At 40.3% G+C, this 19906-nt stretch carries 24 protein-coding genes; 9 read left to right on the top strand and 15 right to left on the bottom strand.

Features of this window, described 5'->3' with window-relative positions:
• On the bottom strand, positions 1-492 hold a 492-nt coding region (locus tag L1D46_RS14640), incomplete at its 3' end, for a recombinase family protein (protein ID WP_239977754.1).
• Between the two features lie 131 nt (positions 493-623).
• The gene (gene cadR / locus L1D46_RS14645) at positions 624-1013 is read right to left on the bottom strand and encodes a Cd(II)/Pb(II)-responsive transcriptional regulator (RefSeq protein WP_016708229.1); all 390 of its coding nucleotides are present in this window, start codon (positions 1011-1013) and stop codon (positions 624-626) included.
• Positions 1014-1095: 82 nt separating this feature from the next.
• On the opposite strand from cadR, the gene L1D46_RS14650 reads away from it, so the two are divergent.
• The 7 genes from L1D46_RS14650 (at position 1096) to L1D46_RS14680 (ending at position 9270) form a co-directional block, all read left to right on the top strand.
• Positions 1096-1749, top strand: coding sequence for a cation transporter (locus L1D46_RS14650; RefSeq protein ID WP_016708230.1), 654 nt, complete (start codon positions 1096-1098; stop codon positions 1747-1749).
• A 12-nt stretch (positions 1750-1761) separates the two neighbouring features.
• Complete coding sequence (locus L1D46_RS14655) at positions 1762-2490, top strand: transglutaminase family protein (protein ID WP_239977755.1); 729 nt, start codon at positions 1762-1764, stop codon at positions 2488-2490.
• The gene (locus tag L1D46_RS14660; protein ID WP_016708232.1) at positions 2483-3382 is read left to right on the top strand and encodes a cation diffusion facilitator family transporter; all 900 of its coding nucleotides are present in this window, start codon (positions 2483-2485) and stop codon (positions 3380-3382) included. The genes L1D46_RS14655 and L1D46_RS14660 overlap by 8 nt, the downstream gene beginning before the upstream one ends.
• A gap of 45 nt (positions 3383-3427) precedes the next feature.
• Complete coding sequence (locus tag L1D46_RS14665) at positions 3428-3790, top strand: hypothetical protein (RefSeq protein WP_239977756.1); 363 nt, start codon at positions 3428-3430, stop codon at positions 3788-3790.
• Positions 3791-3859: 69 nt separating this feature from the next.
• On the top strand, positions 3860-5188 hold the full coding sequence (locus L1D46_RS14670; protein ID WP_029216105.1) for a TolC family protein: 1329 nt from the start codon (positions 3860-3862) through the stop codon (positions 5186-5188).
• 2 nt (positions 5189-5190) lie between these two features.
• Positions 5191-6105 (top strand): efflux RND transporter periplasmic adaptor subunit, encoded by a 915-nt coding sequence (locus tag L1D46_RS14675; protein WP_016708235.1) that lies wholly within the window; start codon positions 5191-5193, stop codon positions 6103-6105.
• Between the two features lie 54 nt (positions 6106-6159).
• On the top strand, positions 6160-9270 hold the full coding sequence (locus L1D46_RS14680; RefSeq protein ID WP_016708236.1) for a CusA/CzcA family heavy metal efflux RND transporter: 3111 nt from the start codon (positions 6160-6162) through the stop codon (positions 9268-9270).
• Between the two features lie 91 nt (positions 9271-9361).
• Here the strand turns inward: L1D46_RS14680 and L1D46_RS14685 are convergent, their stop codons facing one another.
• Positions 9362-9553 (bottom strand): cupredoxin domain-containing protein, encoded by a 192-nt coding sequence (locus L1D46_RS14685; protein WP_227006812.1) that lies wholly within the window; start codon positions 9551-9553, stop codon positions 9362-9364.
• Between the two features lie 823 nt (positions 9554-10376).
• Here L1D46_RS14685 and L1D46_RS14690 point away from each other — a divergent pair.
• Positions 10377-10898: a DUF305 domain-containing protein gene (locus tag L1D46_RS14690; RefSeq protein ID WP_008109672.1), complete on the top strand. Its 522-nt coding sequence runs from the start codon at positions 10377-10379 to the stop codon at positions 10896-10898.
• A 1-nt stretch (position 10899) separates the two neighbouring features.
• A complete protein-coding gene (locus L1D46_RS14695) occupies positions 10900-11631 on the top strand; it encodes a glutaredoxin (protein ID WP_016708238.1) in 732 nt (243 codons plus the stop codon).
• Between the two features lie 216 nt (positions 11632-11847).
• On the opposite strand, the gene L1D46_RS14700 is transcribed toward L1D46_RS14695, so the two are convergent.
• The 12 genes from L1D46_RS14700 to L1D46_RS14755 all read right to left on the bottom strand — a co-directional run.
• A complete protein-coding gene (locus L1D46_RS14700; RefSeq protein WP_062566151.1) occupies positions 11848-12198 on the bottom strand; it encodes a hypothetical protein in 351 nt (116 codons plus the stop codon).
• A 50-nt stretch (positions 12199-12248) separates the two neighbouring features.
• On the bottom strand, positions 12249-12620 hold the full coding sequence (locus L1D46_RS14705) for a hypothetical protein (RefSeq protein WP_019677951.1): 372 nt from the start codon (positions 12618-12620) through the stop codon (positions 12249-12251).
• A 10-nt stretch (positions 12621-12630) separates the two neighbouring features.
• On the bottom strand, positions 12631-13053 hold the full coding sequence (locus tag L1D46_RS14710; RefSeq protein WP_130244331.1) for a hypothetical protein: 423 nt from the start codon (positions 13051-13053) through the stop codon (positions 12631-12633).
• On the bottom strand, positions 13037-13702 hold the full coding sequence (locus L1D46_RS14715) for an isoprenylcysteine carboxylmethyltransferase family protein (protein WP_130244332.1): 666 nt from the start codon (positions 13700-13702) through the stop codon (positions 13037-13039). The genes L1D46_RS14710 and L1D46_RS14715 overlap by 17 nt, the downstream gene beginning before the upstream one ends.
• Positions 13695-14030, bottom strand: coding sequence for a DUF2933 domain-containing protein (locus L1D46_RS14720; protein ID WP_063529849.1), 336 nt, complete (start codon positions 14028-14030; stop codon positions 13695-13697). The genes L1D46_RS14715 and L1D46_RS14720 overlap by 8 nt, the downstream gene beginning before the upstream one ends.
• Complete coding sequence (locus L1D46_RS14725) at positions 14020-14367, bottom strand: P-II family nitrogen regulator (protein ID WP_239977757.1); 348 nt, start codon at positions 14365-14367, stop codon at positions 14020-14022. The genes L1D46_RS14720 and L1D46_RS14725 overlap by 11 nt, the downstream gene beginning before the upstream one ends.
• A 14-nt stretch (positions 14368-14381) precedes the next feature.
• Entirely contained in the window at positions 14382-14735 is a 354-nt protein-coding gene (locus L1D46_RS14730) for a cupredoxin domain-containing protein (RefSeq protein ID WP_239977758.1), read from the bottom strand.
• A gap of 11 nt (positions 14736-14746) precedes the next feature.
• Positions 14747-16990, bottom strand: a complete 2244-nt coding sequence (locus tag L1D46_RS14735) for a heavy metal translocating P-type ATPase (RefSeq protein WP_239977759.1) — start codon at positions 16988-16990, stop codon at positions 14747-14749.
• Between the two features lie 101 nt (positions 16991-17091).
• A complete protein-coding gene (locus L1D46_RS14740) occupies positions 17092-17505 on the bottom strand; it encodes a MerR family transcriptional regulator (RefSeq protein WP_138522053.1) in 414 nt (137 codons plus the stop codon).
• Positions 17506-17587: 82 nt separating this feature from the next.
• The gene (locus L1D46_RS14745) at positions 17588-18115 is read right to left on the bottom strand and encodes a cytochrome c (protein ID WP_239977760.1); all 528 of its coding nucleotides are present in this window, start codon (positions 18113-18115) and stop codon (positions 17588-17590) included.
• Between the two features lie 14 nt (positions 18116-18129).
• Positions 18130-19335, bottom strand: a complete 1206-nt coding sequence (locus L1D46_RS14750; protein ID WP_239977761.1) for a porin — start codon at positions 19333-19335, stop codon at positions 18130-18132.
• 112 nt (positions 19336-19447) lie between these two features.
• On the bottom strand, positions 19448-19906 hold a 459-nt coding region (locus L1D46_RS14755; RefSeq protein WP_239977762.1), incomplete at its 5' end, for a hypothetical protein.

Raw genomic sequence — 19906 nt, forward strand, 5'->3', positions numbered from 1 at the left:
AATCGATTCACCATTTAATTTATCTTTATATAATTCCTTCGCTTGTTTATCAGACAAAGCAGACATTCTCCCCATATGTTTGCCTTTAGCCTTAGCCTCTTCACGACCTTCAGCTGTTCTGGCTTTTATTAAATCCCGCTCAAGCTGAGCGAAGACTCCGCAAAGGTTGATCATCGCCGTCGAGAATGGATTATCATTTTTAGTATTGAGAGAGCCGTCGATGATATTTAAACACGCTCCCTTTTTATGAATACTTTCAATTGCTTCGAGAATAGTCTTTAATGATCGGCCAAGCCGATCAAGGCGAGTAACAATTACTTCATCGCCTTCTCGTATAAAATTTATGAGATCTTTTAACTTCTCATCATTTTTAATCGAAGCACCACTTTGCTTCCCTTGAAATACTTTCTCACAGCCATGAACGCCCAACTTGGACAGTTGAACTTGTAAATCTTGTTCTTGAGTCGAAACTCGTGCAAAACCAACTTTCATATGTACGAAACCTGTAACTTTCGTACATCTTAACAATCAAGTGAACGAAAGTACATTAAATAAATTTCGTACATGAACGTAATAAAATATAGTTATTCGTACACAACACGGATAGAAAATGAATGACAATTCTAACTATCAAGTGACTTAATTATTCCACACGCTTCAATGGTGTTTTCAGTTGTACACAAACTTGCCATTTGTTGAAGCTCAGCTTTTAGTGCTTTGAGTTCTCTCATTCGATTGTTAACTAAGGCCAATTGTTGAGCAATGAGCTTATTAACACTTGCACAGCTTTCTTCTGGCTTATTTTTCAGTTCCATAAGGCGTTTAACATCTGTTAGAGGGATATCCAAACTTCGGCAATGCTTTATAAACTCTAATTCTTTTAAAGCCCGTTCACCGTATAACCTGTAATTCCCTTCAGTACGTTCAGGAGTTGAAAGCAACCCTTCTTTCTCGTAATACCGAATTGTTTGTATCGAACACCCTGTCGTTTTTGAAAGTTCACCTATCTTCATAAAACTTTAGTCCTAAATCTTGACTCTATAGTCACTATAGACTTTATAGTTAAGTTATCAAGCAAATAACTAAGGCCGTGCAATGAGTGGTTGTGGTTGCGAAGTCGAACTAAAAGATGCGAAACAAAAACATGTGCTGTATTGGTTGCTAGGTATTAATGCGGTTATGTTCTGCGTTGAGATTACTGTGGGCCTATATGCAAACTCAACGGCTTTGATAGCAGATTCAATGGATATGCTGGCTGACGCAATTGTCTATGGTATTGCTCTATATGCCGTGAGCCGATCTTTAAAGCATAAAGCCAATGCAGCCCTTATCAGCGGTTACTTTCAGCTGACACTCGGAATACTGGTAATCTTTGACATAGTAAGAAGACTCGGAGAAGGTGAGCCTCACTCTTGGTTCATGATCGGCTTTGGTTTTGTAGCATTAATAGCAAACGTCATTTGTTTAGTTTTAATCAGAATGCAAAGCAATGGTGAAGTCCATATGCGTGCAAGCTGGATATTTTCAGCCAACGATGTGATCGCAAACTTGGGGGTCATTGCTGCTGGTGTTTTAGTGATGCTACTTGATTCTCGCTGGCCTGACATTGTGATTGGTAGTGTGATTGCAACCCTAATTTTAAGAGGGGCTTACCTGATTATTACTGATGCGAAGAAAGAGCTGAGCAACGCAGAGTTAACAAGCGAAAACAATAGCTGTAGTGGAAGTAAATCAAAATCATGTTCTTAAAGGAGATGGATAATGAGTGCTAATTATTTAGAGAAAACACAAATATTAGACTTAGATGATCACAGCATCCAATCTCTAATAGCAGATCGGAATTGGAATACAATGGATGAATACAACACAATAGGAGCTGCTTACACCTTTGTTAAAGATGAGATTCAGTTTGGTTACAACCGCAGCGATGATATATCTGCGAGTGAAGTTTTAGCGGATGGCTATGGACAGTGCAATACCAAGGGAAACTTGTTAATGGCTCTATTCCGAGCGCTTGGTATTCAGTGCCGATTTCATGGTTTCACGATTGACCAACAGCTTCAGAAAGGCGCTATTCCTTTTTATGTATTTTGGCTTGCCCCAAAATCCATTATCCATAGCTGGGTAGAAGTGCTCTATGAAGGTAAGTGGATCAATTTAGAAGGCTTCATTCTCGACGAAGCTTACCTAAGTTCAATTCAATCCAAATTCAGTCAAGCTAAAGATAATTTTTGTGGTTATGGAATAGCTACTACCTGCATAAGTAACCCAGAGACGAACTGGGTTGGTAAAGATACTTATATTCAAAAAGAAGGCATACACGACGACTTTGGCTTTTATGACTCACCCGATGAATTCTATGCTGAGCAGGGAACCAATCTAACGGGTATTAAACGTTGGGCGTACCAAAACTTTATCCGTCATATCATTAATTGGAATGTACAAAGGCTTAGAAGAAAAAATGTAACCGCCGAGGCTCAACATGCATAACCACTCTCACGGTCATGATCACCCTCACAATGATGAGGACGCTTCGAGACGCATTGGCTGGGCTTTTTTTCTAAACCTCACGTTTACCATCATCGAATTTATCGGAGGTTGGTTAACCAATAGTACGGCAATCATGGCAGATGCTATCCATGATTTAGGAGATAGCATCTCCATAGGCACCGCATGGGGATTAAATAAGCTCAGTAACAAGCCTGCCTCTAGCCAGTTTTCATATGGTTACAAGCGCTTTTCATTGCTTGGCGCATTGATTAACGGTTTGGTATTAACTGTTGGTTCTGTTTTTATACTAATTGAGGCCATACCAAGATTAGCTAACCCCGAAATGCCTCAAGTCGAAGGAATGCTTTTATTAGCTATTTTTGGCATGGTGGTAAACGGTTACGCTGCCTATAAGCTAAGTCATGGAAAGACCTTAAATGAACGAGTTTTAAACTGGCACTTGCTTGAAGACGTTTTAGGTTGGATAGCTATATTTATTGTATCAATCGTATTGATGTTTGTTGAATGGCCCATACTCGATCCTATTTTATCAATTGGGTTTACCCTTTTTATTTTATTTAATGTTGTAAGAACACTGAAAACGACACTTATGCTCTTCTTGCAAGCGACACCAGATATTGATCTTATTGAAAATATTAAATCGAAAATAGTTTCTAAAGCCATTGTGGGTGAAGTACATCACTTACACATCTGGTCACTTGATGGTGAACACAACGTTTTAACCGCCCATATTGTTTTAAACACTGAAATATCTAACGAAGAGCTGAAATCGTACAAGCTAGAGTTGCGACAGGAGCTTAAAGAGTTTGATTTTGCTCATACAACAATTGAAATAGAGTTCATAGACGAGCAATGTCGTGACGCAAGCTAAACGATAGTGTTAACATTGGCATAACTAAGAGATAGTTGAAACGAAATGAATATTAAACAATTCCCTGCATACATCATGATAGTGCTGATATTACTTCAGTCATTTTCTGCTGTGGCAAAAGTTGCTGATGTTCATATTGTTGATTCCGAGCATATAAAAACCGAGCATGTTCATGCTTTAGATGACCACATTTCTTCTGAAAAATTAATACAATCATCAGCAGATAATGACCAACACAACCCCGCTGATTGTCATCATTGCGGACACTGCAATGGCTCGCATGTACAGTTTGCTGCGCATGTTTACATCAGTAGAGACATTGATTTCAAATCAAGTCAGGTATTTGATTATTTAAAAGTAGTCATTGAAGCTCCCCCTTCCAGATTACTTCGACCTCCCAAAAGTTAGTCCTTTTATTTAATTGGCGCGTTAGGCGGTGAAGCCAACGCTCGTTTCATAAAATAAACAGGACAAAATATGAATATGTCTTATTTTAAGGCCCCCGTACTTGCTTGGAAGAAAGTAAAACGGTTGCTTCTGTTGTCGTTTTTAGTGACAACTAATAATGTATTTGCAAATGACTTAACTGTTGATTCAGTTTCATTGTCAGAGGCAATACAACGAACACTTGCAAACAACCCACAGCTAACAGCTTTTAAATACAAACAAAAGCGTTTAGACGGCGAGTTAGCTACCGCAGGGTTAAAACCTGAATATAACGTCAGCGCTGAATTGGAAAACTTTGCAGGTACAGGTGATGTATCTGGATTCAGCGACGCTGAACTTACCTTATCAATATCTTCCGTGGTGGAATTGGGAGATAAGGTAAATAGCAGAAAGCTTTATGTTAATGCCCAACAGCAAGCAATAGCTGTTGAAAAAAGAATACAAACACTCGATATTTTGGGTGAAGTAGCAGCTCGCTATATCGATGTTTTGACGTTACAGCAAATCATGCTCGTCAATGAAAATGCAGAAAAGCTAGCACGAGAAACCTATCAAACTGTCTCCAAAAAAGTTCGTGTTGGTTCGGCACCGTCATCAGAGCAAAAACGAGCTGATGCAGCTTTAGCAACAGCTCGACTAAAGACGCTAACCATTTCCAAGCAGTTAGAGGCCAGTGTTCGTAAGTTAGCTATTATGTGGGGAGAACAATCACCGCAATTCTCTCGTGTATCAGGCGATTTATTTGCACTTCCCAAAACAATATCACTCGAATACATCATGGCTCAACTTTCTCAAAGTCCTCATATATTAGCTTATGCAGAGCAATCGAGAATTCAGCAAGCTCAATTACAATCAATCAACGCACAAAGCCACGCTAATATAACGTGGAGCGCAGGTGTGAAAAGACTTGAAGGTAGCAATGAGACTGCGTTGGTTGCAGGAATTAGCGTCCCTCTGTTTACGAGTGATAGAAATAGAGGCAGCTATCAATCTCAAAAAGCAAAACTCGATGAAGTTGAGCAGCAACGGAAAGCCAGTGAGCGAGCAATTTACAGCCAATTAGCGACATTTTATGCGGCTCAGGAAGAGGCTCGCCTTACGGTTGAAACCTTACAAACCAGTATTATTCCGCCTCAAGAAAGTGCTTTGTCATTAGTGCAAAAAGCCTATTCGGACGGGCGCTTTAGTTATTTAGAGCTAGTTTCAGTTCAAAAAGAGCTTATTGAGATGCAATATGCGCTTATTTTTGCCGCAAGTGAGGTTCACAAACAAAGCGCCTCCATTGAGTCCTTATCAGGCATTCCATTAATTTCTTCCGGCAATACAGAAAGCCAACTTTCAAGCTTTATTGAGAATTAATCATGAAAAAGAAAAATATATTAAATTCACCAATCAGCCTTTTCAAATTAATGCTTGTTGCTGTAATTGGTTTCACCTCCATCACGACCTCAGCCAGTGAAGAACACAAAGATGAAATAGTCTCTATGTCTGTTGAGATGGCTAAACAAAACAGCATTGAAACAGTAGCAGCAACTAGCGGTGTTATTCATAACGAAGAAGTTGTATATGGAAAAATCGTTGCCGATCCTGCCTCACTTGCGCACGTTAACGCTAGATTCGATGGTGTTATTAAGGAAGTAAAAGTCAATCTCGGCGAAGAGGTCAAAAAAGGTGAAACGTTGGTAGTGATTGAATCCAATGAGAGCTTAAATCAATATTCGATAAAAGCACCAATGTCTGGGCGTATAGTCGCTAGGCAAGCCAATATTGGCGAGCTTACAAATGGTGAAAACTTGCTGACAATAGCCAATTTTGACGTGGTTTGGGCACAACTATCAGTGTTTCCTACTCAGCTAAGTAAGGTTAACGCTAACCAGCAGGTGCTAATTCATAGCACTGAATTTAATCAAAGTGCGCAAATTAGCTATTTAACACCATCACTAAACGACAAGCCATACTCATTGGCATTTGTAAAATTGGATAACAAAACCAACAAGTGGCCGCTTGGCACTGTAATTAAAGGTGCGGTTACGACCAGTCAACACTCTGCTCCAGTTGTTGTGCCAAAAGGAGCCATTCAAGAGTTTGAAGGCAAAGATGTTGTTTTTATTAAAGAAGGCAATGAATACCACCCTAGCGCCGTAAAAACTGGCGCTTCAGACGCTATCAATATTGCTATCATCGACGGTTTGAACGTCGGCGAAAGTGTGGTTGTAAAGAACAGTTATCTGCTAGTTGCTGATCTAAAAAAATCGGAGGCTGGACATGAACACTAATCTCCGACCTTTTTGTCCTCTACATATTGGCTTCAGTATTATCGAGGTGAAAATATGATCGCTTGGATACTAGAATTATCTATCCGTAGACGTGGTACTATGTTGCTTATGGCCTTGTTTATCATCGCTTTAGGAATATGGAACTATCAGAAGCTACCTATTGACGCTGTGCCAGATATAACCAATGTACAGGTACAAATAAACACGCAGGCTCAAGGTTATTCACCTTTGGAAACAGAGCAACGGATTACGTTTATCGTCGAAACGGGCTTGGCGGGTTTACCTAAGCTGGATTATACCCGTTCACTTTCTCGATATGGCCTGTCGCAAGTGACTGTTGTGTTTGAAGAAGGCACAGATTTGTATTTTGCCAGAAACCTAATCAATGAGCGACTTAGCGCAATTAAGGAGCAACTACCGTTTGGCATTGAACCAGAAATGGGACCAATTGCTACGGGCCTCGGTGAAATATACATGTACAGTATAACTGCCGACGAAAGTGCAAAGCAGAATAATGGCTTACCCTATGATGCGATGGCGTTAAGGGAGATCCATGACTGGGTAGTGAAACCACAACTTGCATTGGTTAAAGGGATTACGGAAATCAATGCAATTGGTGGCTATAAAAAGCAATACCATATCAATCCCGATCCGTTAAGGATGTTGCACTTCGGTATTACCAGTGAAGCACTATCAAATGCAATAATGCGAAATAATGCAAATCAAGGGGCTGGATTCATCGAAAGAAGCGGACAGCAAATTCTTGTTCGTTCACAAGCTCAGTTGCAATCTATTCAAGACATCCAAAACGTCATTATAAAAAGCGACGACGGCACACTTGTAAAAGTTAAAGATGTCGCCGAAGTTGCGATAGGAAAAGAGCTAAGGACAGGAGCTGCATCACTGGAAGGCAAGGAAAGTGTGATTGGCACCGCAATGATGCTGGTAGGAGAAAATTCACGCTCGGTGGCATTGGCTGTTGGTGACAAGCTTAGTGAAATCCAAAACAGTTTACCTCAAGGCGTGTCCATAGTTCCCTTATATGACAGGACAACTCTGGTTGATAAAGCAATTAGCACCGTACAGAAAAATCTTATTGAAGGTGCATTACTGGTTATCTTCGTATTGTTCCTATTACTGGGTAACATACGCGCCGCTTTGATTACCGCCGCAGTAATTCCTTTGGCAATGTTGGCAACAATCACGGGCATGGTTCAAAGCAAAGTCTCTGCGAATTTAATGAGTCTGGGAGCCTTAGATTTTGGATTGATTGTCGATGGCGCGGTAATAATCGTTGAGAACTGCATTAGGCGGTTAGCAGAAAGCCAAAAACGAAATAGTTCTGTCATTTCCCTGAAAGAACGCCTAGACATTGTTTATTCTGCTACCAATGAGGTTATACGACCTAGTGTTTTTGGCGTATTGATCATAACGATTGTCTATTTACCTTTGTTTACCTTATCGGGTGTCGAGGGCAAAATGTTTCATCCGATGGCCGCAACGGTGATAATCGCTCTATTGTCTGCAATGGTATTTACCTTCACGCTAGTCCCCGCTGCGGTTGCTTTATTCTTGAAAGGCAAAATCAGCGAAAAAGAAAGTCCAGTAATTGTCGGCGCTAAGTCAGTTTATAGTCCTGTTTTGAAGTGGGCTTTAAAACTACGTTGGCTAGTTGTTTGCGGCGCTGCTTTACTTGTGACATTTAGCATATTACTTGGTAGTAAATTAGGATCTGAATTTGTTCCTCAACTTAATGAAGGTGACATTGCACTGCACGCGATGCGTATTCCGGGCACGGGTATTGACCAAGCTGTAGAAATGCAGAAGGTACTTGAACAACAAATTATGAAATATGATGAAGTTGTTACGGTGTTTTCAAAAACGGGCACAGCAGAAGTTGCGACAGACGCGATGCCGCCAAATGTGACTGATACTTTTCTGATATTAAAGCCGAGAGAGCAATGGCCCGACCCTAATTTAACGAAAGAGGATTTTGTTGAAAGGCTGGAAAAAGATCTCAGCTCTATTCCCGGCAATAATTATGAGTTTACTCAACCAATTCAGATGCGATTTAACGAATTAATTAGCGGAGTAAGAGCTGATTTAGGGATTAAGCTCTACGGTGATGATCTATCCCAACTTGTCATTTCTGCACAAGAAGTTTTGGCTACACTCAATACAATTTCAGGTGTTGCTGATGCGCGGCTCGAACAAGTTGATGACGTGCCTATCTTTACCGTTAACCCCAAGCCTGAAGCATTAGCGCTATACGGGTTGGATGCAAGCGACTTACAGTCTTGGTTAAAAACAGTCGTGTCAGGTGAAGGCGCAGGGTTAATATTCGAAGGTGATCGTCGATTTGAAATTGTAGTTAGATATCCTGAGCTGTTGAGAGCCAACCTTGATCAGCTAGGTAATTTGCCAATCGCGACAGAAAGTGGTGAGTTTGTACCTGTAAGCGAAGTTGCAGAGTTAAATTATACGACAGTTCCAAGTCAAATAAGCCGAGAAAATGGTAAGCGACGAATTGTAATTACAGCAAATGTTAGAAACCGAGATCTAGGCTCATTCGTACAAGAGGCACAGCAAAAAATTCAACAAAATGTTGAATTGCCTGCTGGTTATTGGCTTGAGTACGGCGGAACATTTGAGCAACTTGAGAGTGCAACGCAAAGATTATCCATCGTAGTACCTGCCACATTGTTTGTAATTTTGACACTGCTTGTCATAGCATTTAGTTCAATAAAAGATGCCCTGATCATATTTAGTGGTGTGCCTTTAGCACTTACAGGCGGCGTATTGGCTTTGTGGTTAAGAGACATGCCTCTTTCAATTTCTGCTGCTGTTGGATTTATCGCTCTTTCAGGGATAGCTGTATTAAATGGACTGGTGATGCTGTCATTCATTAAACAGCGATTACTTGAAACAGGAGAGCTAATAAACTCAATTATCGAAGGTGCAACTATCAGGCTTCGCCCTGTATTAATGACCGCTTTGGTTGCTAGCTTAGGTTTCATTCCTATGGCATTAAACGTCGGAACTGGGGCTGAAGTTCAGAGGCCATTAGCAACGGTGGTAATTGGAGGGATTATTTCCTCTACTTTACTTACTTTAGTTGTTTTGCCTGTTCTATATAGAATTGTTTACAGTAAATACAAATCTTAACTTTAATTTAGAGGCTTCTCGTAATGTTTTCGAGAAGCCTTTTGTTAAGTTACTTTTGCTCGTTCAGGTGTGTAAAAAGACCTATTTAAAACTAAATTACTTTTAAGACGCCGCGATACATTTGTATCTGACAATGAAACTCATGCTCTCCCTGTGACAAGTTTAATAAGGTAATTTGAGTAATTTCATTTAACTTAAGCTGTTCGCTTATATCCAATGAAGGAATAAGCATTATTTCAGCGCAGGGGGATTGCTCTTTATGACCGTTATGAACGCACGTCATTATTGCTAATTGCGCAGATTATGAATGAAACTGGTAAACGGATTATCATTTTTTGTACTGACAGAACCATTAATAATCTTTGAACAATCGCCCCGTTTGTGAGTACTTTCAATGTCCTCAAGAATAGACTTTAATGATCGGCCTAGCCGATCAAGGCGAGTAACTATTACCTCATCACCCTACCTGATGAAATCGATTAGCTTCTTTAACTTTTTTCATTTCTAACCGAAGTACCAGACACATTGCCTTATAATATTTTTTTACAACCATAATAGCCCAACTGAACAGTTGAGCATTCAAATCTTGTTCTCTAGTAGATACTCTTGCAAAACCACTTTCATGTGTAGGAAACTTTTAGCTTTCGGACATGAACGAGATAAAAGATCAATATTCGTTCATTTAAAAAGTGAAATAAATGACAACTCTAACTATCAAGATTAATTCTTCCACATGCTTTAACTGTGTCTTCACTTGTACACGAGCTTACATTTGTTGAAGCTCAGCTTGTAGTACTTTGAGTTCCCACATTAGATTGTTAACTAAAGCCAATTCCGCCTGTGTCTATCACAAGTTCAAAACTCAAACTCTAAATATAAGCTGATTTGATCTCCTTCAAAGAAGATTTTTTGCCCATAAACTCTTACACCGAAATGTGTAGATTAGTACTGATTCACAATAATTGCGCTGAAATTGAGTCAATCGTATTACAAATACTCTTATTGATACTGGCTCATTACTTGCAATTTTTCGAGAACATGACCACATGTAGAGAATAATAGGCTAACAGTGGGAAATATTTACACTATCAATGTAAGGATTACTTATGAAATACTCAAGATTTGCTGCAATGATCATCACCTCAACCATTGCTATGTTTGTCATGATGTATCTCAACACTTACGCAGTATCACATATATGGTTTAGTGAAACGCGTATCTATATGGCGTTGTATATGGGAGCAGGTATGGCAATGATCATGCTGGCCTTTATGCTTGGCATGTACAGTAACAAGAAGCTCAACATGGCTATTTTTCTATTGGCGACAATACTGTTCGCCATATGTCTTTATCTTGTTCGCTCTCAAAGCACAATTTCTGACACTGCCTACATGAAAGCGATGATTCCTCATCACTCCATTGCTATTCTTACTAGTGAGCATTCAACTTTGGAGGATGTACGCGTGCGTGAATTGGCAAATGGTATTATTAAAGCCCAACGAAAAGAAATAAAAGAAATGGAATGGCTGATTAAGGATATTTCTGAAAATGGAAAGGTCAGCTCACAAGCTCAGGCTGAGCAACGACCGCTCCCAAAGTTTGAAGGCACACTGAACAAAGGAGACTAAGATGACTAAGACAGCTACCCTGTACAGAATGGTCACTGACGAACATATCTGCCCCTATGGTTTAAGGTCGAAAGATTTGCTGGAGAGGCAAGGGTATGATGTAGAAGATCATAAGCTCACGTCAAGACAACAAGCTGATGACTTCAAAGATAAGCATGATGTCAAAACTACGCCACAAACCTTTATTGAAGGAAAGCGTGTCGGAGGATACGATGACTTAAGAGAGTATTTTGGTAAAGATGAAGCAGGTCAAACTGGCACAACCTACACGCCAGTTGTAGCCATTTTCTCGATAGCTGCACTTCTTGCTGTCGCATCTCAACATTTTGCTTCCGGCTCATTTATCTCCATCAGAACACTGATGCTATTTATAGCTTTTTCAATGACGCTCTTAGCGGTGCAAAAACTGAAAGACCTATACAGTTTCACAAATTCGTTTATTACTTATGATTTACTAGCGATGAGATGGATAAGATATGGTTATATTTATCCCTTCATTGAAGCATATGCAGGTATTGGTATGGTTGCCCAACTACAGCCTCTCGCAGTGGCACCATTTTCATTGTTTATCGGCACAGTTGGAGCAATTTCAGTTTTCAAAGCCGTTTACATTGACAAACGCCAGTTAAAGTGTGCCTGTGTAGGCGGCGATAGTAGTGTGCCACTTGGATTTGTATCGCTATCTGAAAACTTATTTATGATCGCGGGAGCATTGATTATGCTGCTGATGTAAAGGTATAGCTCTATTCGGCGGCTCCTTAACTGTTAAGATTAGACCTAGGATGCCAGCCCACACCTTTCTAATCCATATGTAACATTTTTTCTGTCGTACTGGCATCAAGATAACCAGAACTGAGCAAACAATCTCAAAGGTTGTACAAAATAACACTAAAGCTTTTTCATTAAGTTTTATTGTTATGCTCTTGTGGTGGCTTTCGCCACCACTTTATTAGTTTTCAAGTTCCACCATATCTTTCGCTGCAATGTCACCAGACACTAGCTTTACAGTTGCGAAATGATCATTCACAATTTTAGTAATTTGTACCGTTCCTACCTTTTCGATAGTGTAGGGATCGTCACCTTCACTCAATACTATTCTTTCATGGAATCTAATAACACTGTATTTTTGCCCAACCTCTGCGCCATGCTTAGCACCAATACAGATTAGAGTTCGATTATCAGAACTTTCTACTACCTGACCTCTCATCATGTATTTATGATAAAAAGTGGTATTAGAACAACCCACTAAATATAAACCGAATGTAAGCAATAAAAGAGCTTTTATATAGGGTGTTTTCATCACTGTTACCTCATTTGACTAACTAATTATCTATACACTTTTTTATGAATTCATTTGTTTTTCCGGCCAGCCCCCGAAGGTGCTTGATGACAACTCCAAGGCTTATGAACAGAGTTATCTTTGATGTTCTGATCAACAAATTTATAGTAACTTTCTTTAGTATGTGTCCACCAATCATCATGAACATCTGCGCCATACTTACGGATTACCTCCTCAATCCCATCAAGGCTTACGTTTGCGGCATCATAGGCAAGGTGTATTTCACCTTCTTTGATGTTGTAACTAACTTCATCTATACCAAAAAGCTGATCTATTTCTTTTACTAACTCGTCACAGCTTTCTTCTGTGACATTGCTAAGCTTTAGATTTCGAACAACTAAATTCTGCTCTCTAACGCCAACTCTATGATCTAAATCGCTCATAATTTTTCTCCTAATGTTTGTGTGAATGCTGTTGATTGCTATCTTTAATTTCTTCCATTTTCCGGTTCATCTGCGGCATCATGTTTTCCATCATTTCCAGATGATGTTCAGCCATTGCAATTTGTTTATGTATAGGTTTGTCTTCCATATCTCGATGCATGATCTGCATAATTTTCATCATTGAACGTCTATGTTTATGCATCATTCTTTTTTGCTTTTCAGGATCTTGTTCAGATTTAATTGCTAAAACTTCTTTTTTCATTTCCATCATCTTTTTATGCATTTTTTCCATATTTTCATGCGACATTGCCATGCCTTGATGCATATCAGAATTATTCGCACCTTCATGTTTATGCTCATTGTTTTGAGCAAATAAACTTGTGGCCGCCAATAGTGAGCTGACAAATAAAATTGATTTACCTAACGTTTTCATGATTTTTACCTTCTATGTTTTTATTAAAATTTGGAATCCAACTTGGTGTCGATTCCATATATCTGTGGTACTCCGAACCAAACTCGGCAATCGCTTGTGCTTCTTCGCGTTTCGCTAGCTTGACGTAAACAACGACTAAGATTGGAAACATCGCAAGTGTTGGGATGGTCGGCCACTGCAATAAAAAGCCGAACATGATTAGAATGAATGCTACATACTGTGGATGACGACACCTTGCATACCATCCTGTGGTCGCTAATTGATGATTTTTTTGCGCGTGATGTAATACATTCCATGCTGAAGACAACATAAAGAAGCCAGCAACAATAAATACCATACTCGCTATATGAAATGGGTCCCAATGGGCATCACCTTCAAAACCAAAGAAAGTATGCAATAAGTGCCCATTTTCATGCGCAAAGAAGTTAACTTCTGGATAGGTCTCCGTCAGCCATCCCGATAGAAAATAGATAGTTAAAGGAAAGCCATACATTTCAGTAAATAGGGCAACAATAAAGGCGGAGAACGCTCCAAGGCTTCGCCAATCAGTAGATGTTTTTGGTTTGACAAAACTAAAGGCAAAAAAGATAAAAATTGCTGAGTTCAGTATCACCATTGACCATAAGCCATAATCATATGTCTCATTCATCACTGTTCTCCTTTTTATGTGATTCCTTACGTCCTTCTTCTAAACCTTGTATGTAGCCGTCACGATAGGCAGCATTTTTATCCGTGAGTTCTTGAAAGCTCTCTTCCTTTTTCTCATCAGGCGCATGTGAATGATCGTGGCCATGTTTGCCATGACTGCCATGCATAAATACGTGCATCAACGGGCATAGCAATAAAATCAAATAAGGAAGAAATTGCAGTACATGCTGTCCATGTTCAAAGATTAAAAAATAGGTGGCTGCCGCAATAAGCACCAATGCAGCCCAACCCGTGGGTGTTGACCAAAATTTAGGGTGCTCATTTTTCATATTGGCCTCCTATTGACCTTAAATCTTCCGCTGAAGCTTCAGACTTAGAATTTATCCAGAAGAGATTATCCACAAGGGAGATACTAACTAGTCCTTCTCCTTCAACGTTGGTATACGCTGCATCAAGCAAAACTTTAGCAACATGTTCTGCATCATCAAAAGCAACATAAATTGTCATAACTATATGTGCTGATAAGTGATTTCTGTTGTAAGTATCAGCATATGCACCTCTGCCCGTTGCTTTATGAATGGTAAAGCCTTTATAGCCATGTGAAAGTAGTGCCTCTTCTACTCGTGTTAACACCATTTCATCGAAAATGGCGGTCACTTTTTTCATGTTCATAAACCCTCCTAAACAACCTTTAAGACACCGCGATACATTTGCATCTGACAATGAAACTCATGCTCTCCCGGTGATAAGTTCAATAAAGTAATTTGAGTAATTTCATTTAATTTAAGCTGCTCGCTTACCTCCAATGATGGAATAAGCATTGTTTCAGCGCAGGGTGATTGATCTTTGCGCATAAACTTCAGAGTGACAGGTTGACTAGCAGACACTTGGATTGAGGATGGTGAATACACGCCATCCCTCACTTCAATGAGTACTTCATTACCTTGAACAATTGTTTTATTGGGTTTGAATAGCCAAAACCACCAAACAATCAGTGCGATTAACACTAAGCCTAATAAGTTAATTAACATCATCGTGTTTCTCCTTAATTCTCTTTTGCTTTAAACAAGCGAAGTCGATTTGCATTTGACACTACAGTCAATGACGAAAACGCCATTGCAGCACCTGCAATTACAGGGCTAAGCAGAATGCCAAAGAAGGGATATAGAATCCCCGCAGCAAAAGGAATCCCGGCTACGTTATAGACAAACGCGCCAAACAAGTTTTGTTTTATATTTCGTAAAGTAGCTTTGCTTACCGCTATGGCATCAGCTAGGCCATGAAGTGAACCACGCATTAGGGTAATGTCAGAACTTTCGATAGCTACATCAGTCCCTGTGCCTATTGCGAAGCCAACATCGGCTAACGCTAGCGCAGGAGCATCGTTGATGCCATCTCCTGTCATACCAACAATTTCGCCGCCTTCTTGTAGCTCTTTCACCTTGTTGGCTTTATCTTCTGGCAGCACTTCAGCAAGAAACTCACTAATACCCGCTTTTTTGGCAACAGCAGCAGCGGTTTCCTTGTTATCACCCGTTAACATGATGACGCGTATACCATTAGCCTGAAGTCGTTTGATAGCAGAGATTGAGTCTGACTTAATAGGATCTGCAACAGCAATGATTGCTGCAAGTTCACCATCTACAGCAAAGTACATAGGTGTTTTGGCTTCTTTGGCTAAAGACTGCGCTTGTTCAACAAAGCCTGTGAGGTCTATGCCTTTTAACTTCATTAGTTTATCGTTTCCGAAAAGCAGGGCATTATTGTTGCAGTTTGCTTCTACACCAAAACCCGTAATGGCGTTAAACGCTTCAATTTTTAGTAACTCAATATCCTTATCTAACGCACTTTCAACAATCGCTTGCGCTAAAGGGTGCTCTGAGCCGCTCTCTAAACTTGCAGCAAGCTGTAGTACGTCTTTTTCGTCCGTAGCTTTTGCTAAAACAATATCGGTTACCTTAGGTGCCCCTTCAGTAATAGTGCCCGTTTTATCTAAAATCATGGCAGTGATTTTAGAGGCGGTTTGCAGTGCTTCACCGTTTCGAATAAGCACGCCTGCTTCTGCGGCCTTTCCTACTCCGACCATGACAGACATGGGCGTTGCCAAGCCCAAAGCACATGGGCAGGCAATAATGAGTACAGTAGTTGCTGATACGATGGCAAAAGCAATTGCTGGCTCAGGTCCAAAGTTAAGCCATGCTAGCGCACTTAACACAGAGATGATCATGACAACAGGAACGAAAAAAGCTGAAATAACATCAGCCAAGCGGCCAATCGGCGGTTTAGAATTTTGTGCTCGTTTCACCATATTGATGATTTGCGCAAGCGCCGTGTCTTTTCCAACACGTGTGGCTTTAAACATAATCATGCCTGATTTGTTCAAAGTACCAGCGACAACCTCATCTTCTTCGGCTTTTTCAACAGGCATAGGCTCGCCTGTCAGCATGGACTCATCAATAGAGGTGTGCCCTTCCAATACCACACCATCGACGGGAATTTTTTCGCCCGGTTTTACCTTTACAATATCGTTAAGTAAAACCTGCTCAATACCAATCTGAACTTCTTTGCTATCACGAACTACGGTTGCCGTTTTGGCCTGCAAGCCGATAAGACGCTTAATGGCCTCAGAGGTTTTACCTCTGGCTTTTATTTCTAATGCCAGACCTAAATCAATTAAGCCAATGATCATGGCGGTAGCTTCAAAATAAACATGCCGTGCCATTAATGGAACGGCGTCAGGTGCAAACACGACAACCATCGAATACACCCAAGCTGTACCTGTTCCTAAAGCTATTAAAGTGTCCATATTAGCGGAGTGGTTTTTAAAGCTTTTCCAAGCGCCAACATAAAAATGCTTACCTGAAAAATACATAACACCAAAAGTTAAAATGCCTACAACCAGCCAAGACATGCGTTCAAGGTTTGTTTCAACCGTCATTTCTCCAACCACAATGCTGTAGATCATCAAAGGAACACCGAGTGAAAGGGCAATAAACGTATCGCGCATTAGTTTTTTATAATATGCCCAATCAGCCGCTTCTTTCTCGTCAAGCGCATCTGCTGCCGAGCTATCATCAATTGGCTTCGCGTTATACCCCACAGACTCAACAGCTTTGATCAATTCTTCTGTCTTAGCTGTCCCAGAAACTGTTACAGTCCTATCAGCAAAATTCATTTCCGCACTGACTACACCAAGAGTTGCCTTTAACGCCCCTTCAATTTTGCCTACACAGCTAGCACACCCAGCTCCTTCAATGATGAGCTGTTGGTTATGTGATACTTTCTCCAACGTATTCTCCTTACTTTTACACGAAGAGGATTGAGCTTTTGCCTGACAGCAACAGCCTGATTCGGTTTCTATATTTGTATTAGTAGTCACCATTTTTCCTCCTATGCCTTTTTAATTTGCTCAAAGTTTTCGATGAGATGACAAACCATGTTTGCAGTCGGCGCTTTGTCTTCCATTTCTTCCCATTGAGAAAGAGCTGAAGACATTTTTCCTCGAAGTGCCAACATTGCTTGAAACTGTTTTTCTGTTTCTTCAAGCCTCTCTTTGATCAGGCTTCTGACTAATGGGCACGCACTTTTACCATCTTCAGATTCATTAAGAATTTGCTTGATATCAGCAACGGAAAAACCAAGGTTTCTGGCACTTAAAATGAATTTAAGTCTCGATACCTCTTTATTCGAGTATGACTTGTAGCCGTTCACTGACTTAGCAGGTTTTAACAGTCCCAATCGAGTGTAATAGCGCACCGTATCAGCAGTCGTTCCAAGGCTTTTTGCCAACTCTGTTACTTTCATATTTACTCCTTAGTTTTTCACCTAAGTTTGTACTCTCATCTACAGCTTAGACCTGTGTCTAAGACACAGGTCAAGCGCTTCCTTATGATTTAATGTACTCAGCTATTGCTTTTATCTGTTGCTCGTTTAGCGGCATTTTAGGCATAGGCGAAGATGAGTTATTAAACTGAGGGTTTTGGAGCTTCTTAATAAAGAAGCCGATCCCTTTGTTTTTAATCGTTTCATCTAACGCTGGGCCAACAGTGCCACCATCACCTTTCAATGAATGGCAGCCTTGGCAACCAAATTGAGTAAACAATTGCTTTCCATCAGGCGCAATCATCTTTTCTGGCGCTACTTTTTTTGCTAAAGGTACGCTTTGGCTAGTTAGTTCCAAAAATTCAAGAACAGCTTGCGTTTCTTTACCTGTTAAATGCGCCTTTTCTCGCATATGCGGCATAATGACTTTCCATTCGGGAATAGAAAATTCATGAACAGCGCGAGCGTTATGGCATCTTGCACAATTGTTATTGATCACTTCCGCACCGGAAATCTTCTCTTCTGCATGAGAGCTAAAAGCAGACAAAAGAGATAAGCTGACAACCAGTAATATTTGAATAATTGATTTCATCTAAGTATCTCCCCTTAAAAGCCATAGCTGTATTGGATAGCGAAGCGCTTGTCGTCTTCCCCATCGTGAACGGTGGTATCTTCGTATGTCGCCTTAATGACAGCTCGACTGTCTAACCAGTAATTAATGCCATAAGCCCAACGCTCTGCTTCGTTAATTTTATTGGTCTCAGCATATTCAACGACGAAATCTGTTCCTTGTAATACATTGAACATTTTTCCTGCCATAAAAGTTGCTTGGAGATACCAGCCATTGCGATCAAATGTGATCACTTTGTTTTCTTCATGTTCATCTTCTTCGAAGGCATCAGTTTCTGTTTTGATGTATTCCCCTCTGACGATGTAATGGTTACCAATCCAGTTGATATCAAAGCCAGTTGCTGTAAACCCTAGCTCTTCATCATCATCATATTTTGCCGTGTAATAGGAAGCGCCAACCTCAATGCCCGGAAGAAAGGCATACGCAATACGCCCCCCAAATGCTTTGTCAGAGTTGTTATCCGCACTCGTTGCTTCAAACGCGAGTTCAGGAAGTTCCAAAGCGTGATCATCAACTTCTTCATGCTCGTCTTCCTCTTCAGCATGTTCATCGATAACCTCCTCTTCGTGTTCATCCTGCACAGGCTCTTCATCATGGGCATCTTCTTCATCTTCATGAGGAGCCTCGGCAGCAAGCCCATTTGTCATGTATACATCAAAGAAAATTTTCTGATTTTTACCCAAAGGAATTATGTGTTGAATGCCAATACCAATATCACTCATCACGGGTAACAAACCTTGCATAGGTTGATAACCACCATGACCACCTAACCCGCCATAAATACCGGGAGAGAACGCTGAGCGATTAATCCAGCTAGGATGTAGATTCGGCCCATACTGGCCAAATGGGAGTAGAAATTTACCTGCGGTAAAAGTAGTTGTATCTGAAAGGAAATAATGAATATCAGCGTATTCAAGCTCGACTTCAGTTTCCCCATTTTCATCGACTGAGATTTCAGTTTCAGCTTCTATATGCATTTTGTCATTGAGACTAAACAAGAAAATAGGTACAAATCGCGCACTGAATGCACTTGTATCCATCAATTTGCTGCCTTCGTATTTTACGTCTCCATACCCCGCTAACGCGAAGCGACTATTATTTTGTTGTTCATTCGCTAAGAGATGTCCACTCGCAACAGCGGTAGCTATTGCAAATGGCAATAATTTGAGCATGTTCATCATGCCTCCCAAAAATATTGTGCTAATTGTTCAAAACAGTTGGTTATTTAAACCAATGAATAAATCGTTCTATTTTTGATGGGAGTGGCGAAAAAAAGACGCACTGATCCCGTGATTAGCCAATAATTGGTGGACGATAAAGTAAGAGATGGATACCAGATTTTGGTAGAGGTGTACGCTGTAGAAATAGCTCAGAGTAAATATTGCAAATACCTTCCTCTTGCGCTTGCACAAGATAGGCATTTAAATGAAAGCTTGAACAAAATCCCCCCTCACAACAAACACAATCACTAGCTTTGCATTTTTCACATACTTCATCACCATGACGGTGTTTAGAGTCTTGCGAGTTTACAGTGTGATAGTGACTATTGTCATTCATTGATTGATGGTGAATATTTTTGCTTCGTTGCATAATATGAGTGTCGGAAGATCCATTTTGATGTTCTTCACAATTCATTGGCTTAGCTGTAACAAAACTATGCTGCGTAAGCAACACAGTTATTATCACTATTTTAAACCACCTGAAAAGTCCAAACATTATCATTCCTTCTTTAGCACCTACAATATTAGCCAC

The sequence above is a fragment of the Pseudoalteromonas sp. Isolate3 genome (genome assembly GCF_022398505.1).
In the GTDB taxonomy this organism is placed as follows: Bacteria; Pseudomonadota; Gammaproteobacteria; order Enterobacterales; family Alteromonadaceae; genus Pseudoalteromonas; species Pseudoalteromonas apostichopi.

Coding starts and splice junctions, on each gene's coding strand:
- L1D46_RS14680 (WP_016708236.1), top strand. CDS start 6,160: ATGATCGCTTGGATACTAGAATTATCTATCCGTAGACGTGGTACTATG.
- L1D46_RS14660 (WP_016708232.1), top strand. CDS start 2,483: ATGCATAACCACTCTCACGGTCATGATCACCCTCACAATGATGAGGAC.
- L1D46_RS14650 (WP_016708230.1), top strand. CDS start 1,096: ATGAGTGGTTGTGGTTGCGAAGTCGAACTAAAAGATGCGAAACAAAAA.
- L1D46_RS14720 (WP_063529849.1), bottom strand. CDS start 14,030: ATGAAAAATGAGCACCCTAAATTTTGGTCAACACCCACGGGTTGGGCT.
- L1D46_RS14665 (WP_239977756.1), top strand. CDS start 3,428: ATGAATATTAAACAATTCCCTGCATACATCATGATAGTGCTGATATTA.
- L1D46_RS14655 (WP_239977755.1), top strand. CDS start 1,762: ATGAGTGCTAATTATTTAGAGAAAACACAAATATTAGACTTAGATGAT.
- L1D46_RS14685 (WP_227006812.1), bottom strand. CDS start 9,553: ATGACGTGCGTTCATAACGGTCATAAAGAGCAATCCCCCTGCGCTGAA.
- L1D46_RS14670 (WP_029216105.1), top strand. CDS start 3,860: ATGAATATGTCTTATTTTAAGGCCCCCGTACTTGCTTGGAAGAAAGTA.
- L1D46_RS14730 (WP_239977758.1), bottom strand. CDS start 14,735: ATGATGTTAATTAACTTATTAGGCTTAGTGTTAATCGCACTGATTGTT.
- L1D46_RS14705 (WP_019677951.1), bottom strand. CDS start 12,620: ATGAGCGATTTAGATCATAGAGTTGGCGTTAGAGAGCAGAATTTAGTT.
- L1D46_RS14740 (WP_138522053.1), bottom strand. CDS start 17,505: ATGAAAGTAACAGAGTTGGCAAAAAGCCTTGGAACGACTGCTGATACG.
- L1D46_RS14710 (WP_130244331.1), bottom strand. CDS start 13,053: ATGAAAACGTTAGGTAAATCAATTTTATTTGTCAGCTCACTATTGGCG.
- L1D46_RS14690 (WP_008109672.1), top strand. CDS start 10,377: ATGAAATACTCAAGATTTGCTGCAATGATCATCACCTCAACCATTGCT.
- L1D46_RS14675 (WP_016708235.1), top strand. CDS start 5,191: ATGAAAAAGAAAAATATATTAAATTCACCAATCAGCCTTTTCAAATTA.
- L1D46_RS14695 (WP_016708238.1), top strand. CDS start 10,900: ATGACTAAGACAGCTACCCTGTACAGAATGGTCACTGACGAACATATC.
- L1D46_RS14750 (WP_239977761.1), bottom strand. CDS start 19,335: ATGATGAACATGCTCAAATTATTGCCATTTGCAATAGCTACCGCTGTT.
- L1D46_RS14715 (WP_130244332.1), bottom strand. CDS start 13,702: ATGAATGAGACATATGATTATGGCTTATGGTCAATGGTGATACTGAAC.
- L1D46_RS14745 (WP_239977760.1), bottom strand. CDS start 18,115: ATGAAATCAATTATTCAAATATTACTGGTTGTCAGCTTATCTCTTTTG.
- L1D46_RS14725 (WP_239977757.1), bottom strand. CDS start 14,367: ATGAAAAAAGTGACCGCCATTTTCGATGAAATGGTGTTAACACGAGTA.
- L1D46_RS14700 (WP_062566151.1), bottom strand. CDS start 12,198: ATGAAAACACCCTATATAAAAGCTCTTTTATTGCTTACATTCGGTTTA.
- cadR (WP_016708229.1), bottom strand. CDS start 1,013: ATGAAGATAGGTGAACTTTCAAAAACGACAGGGTGTTCGATACAAACA.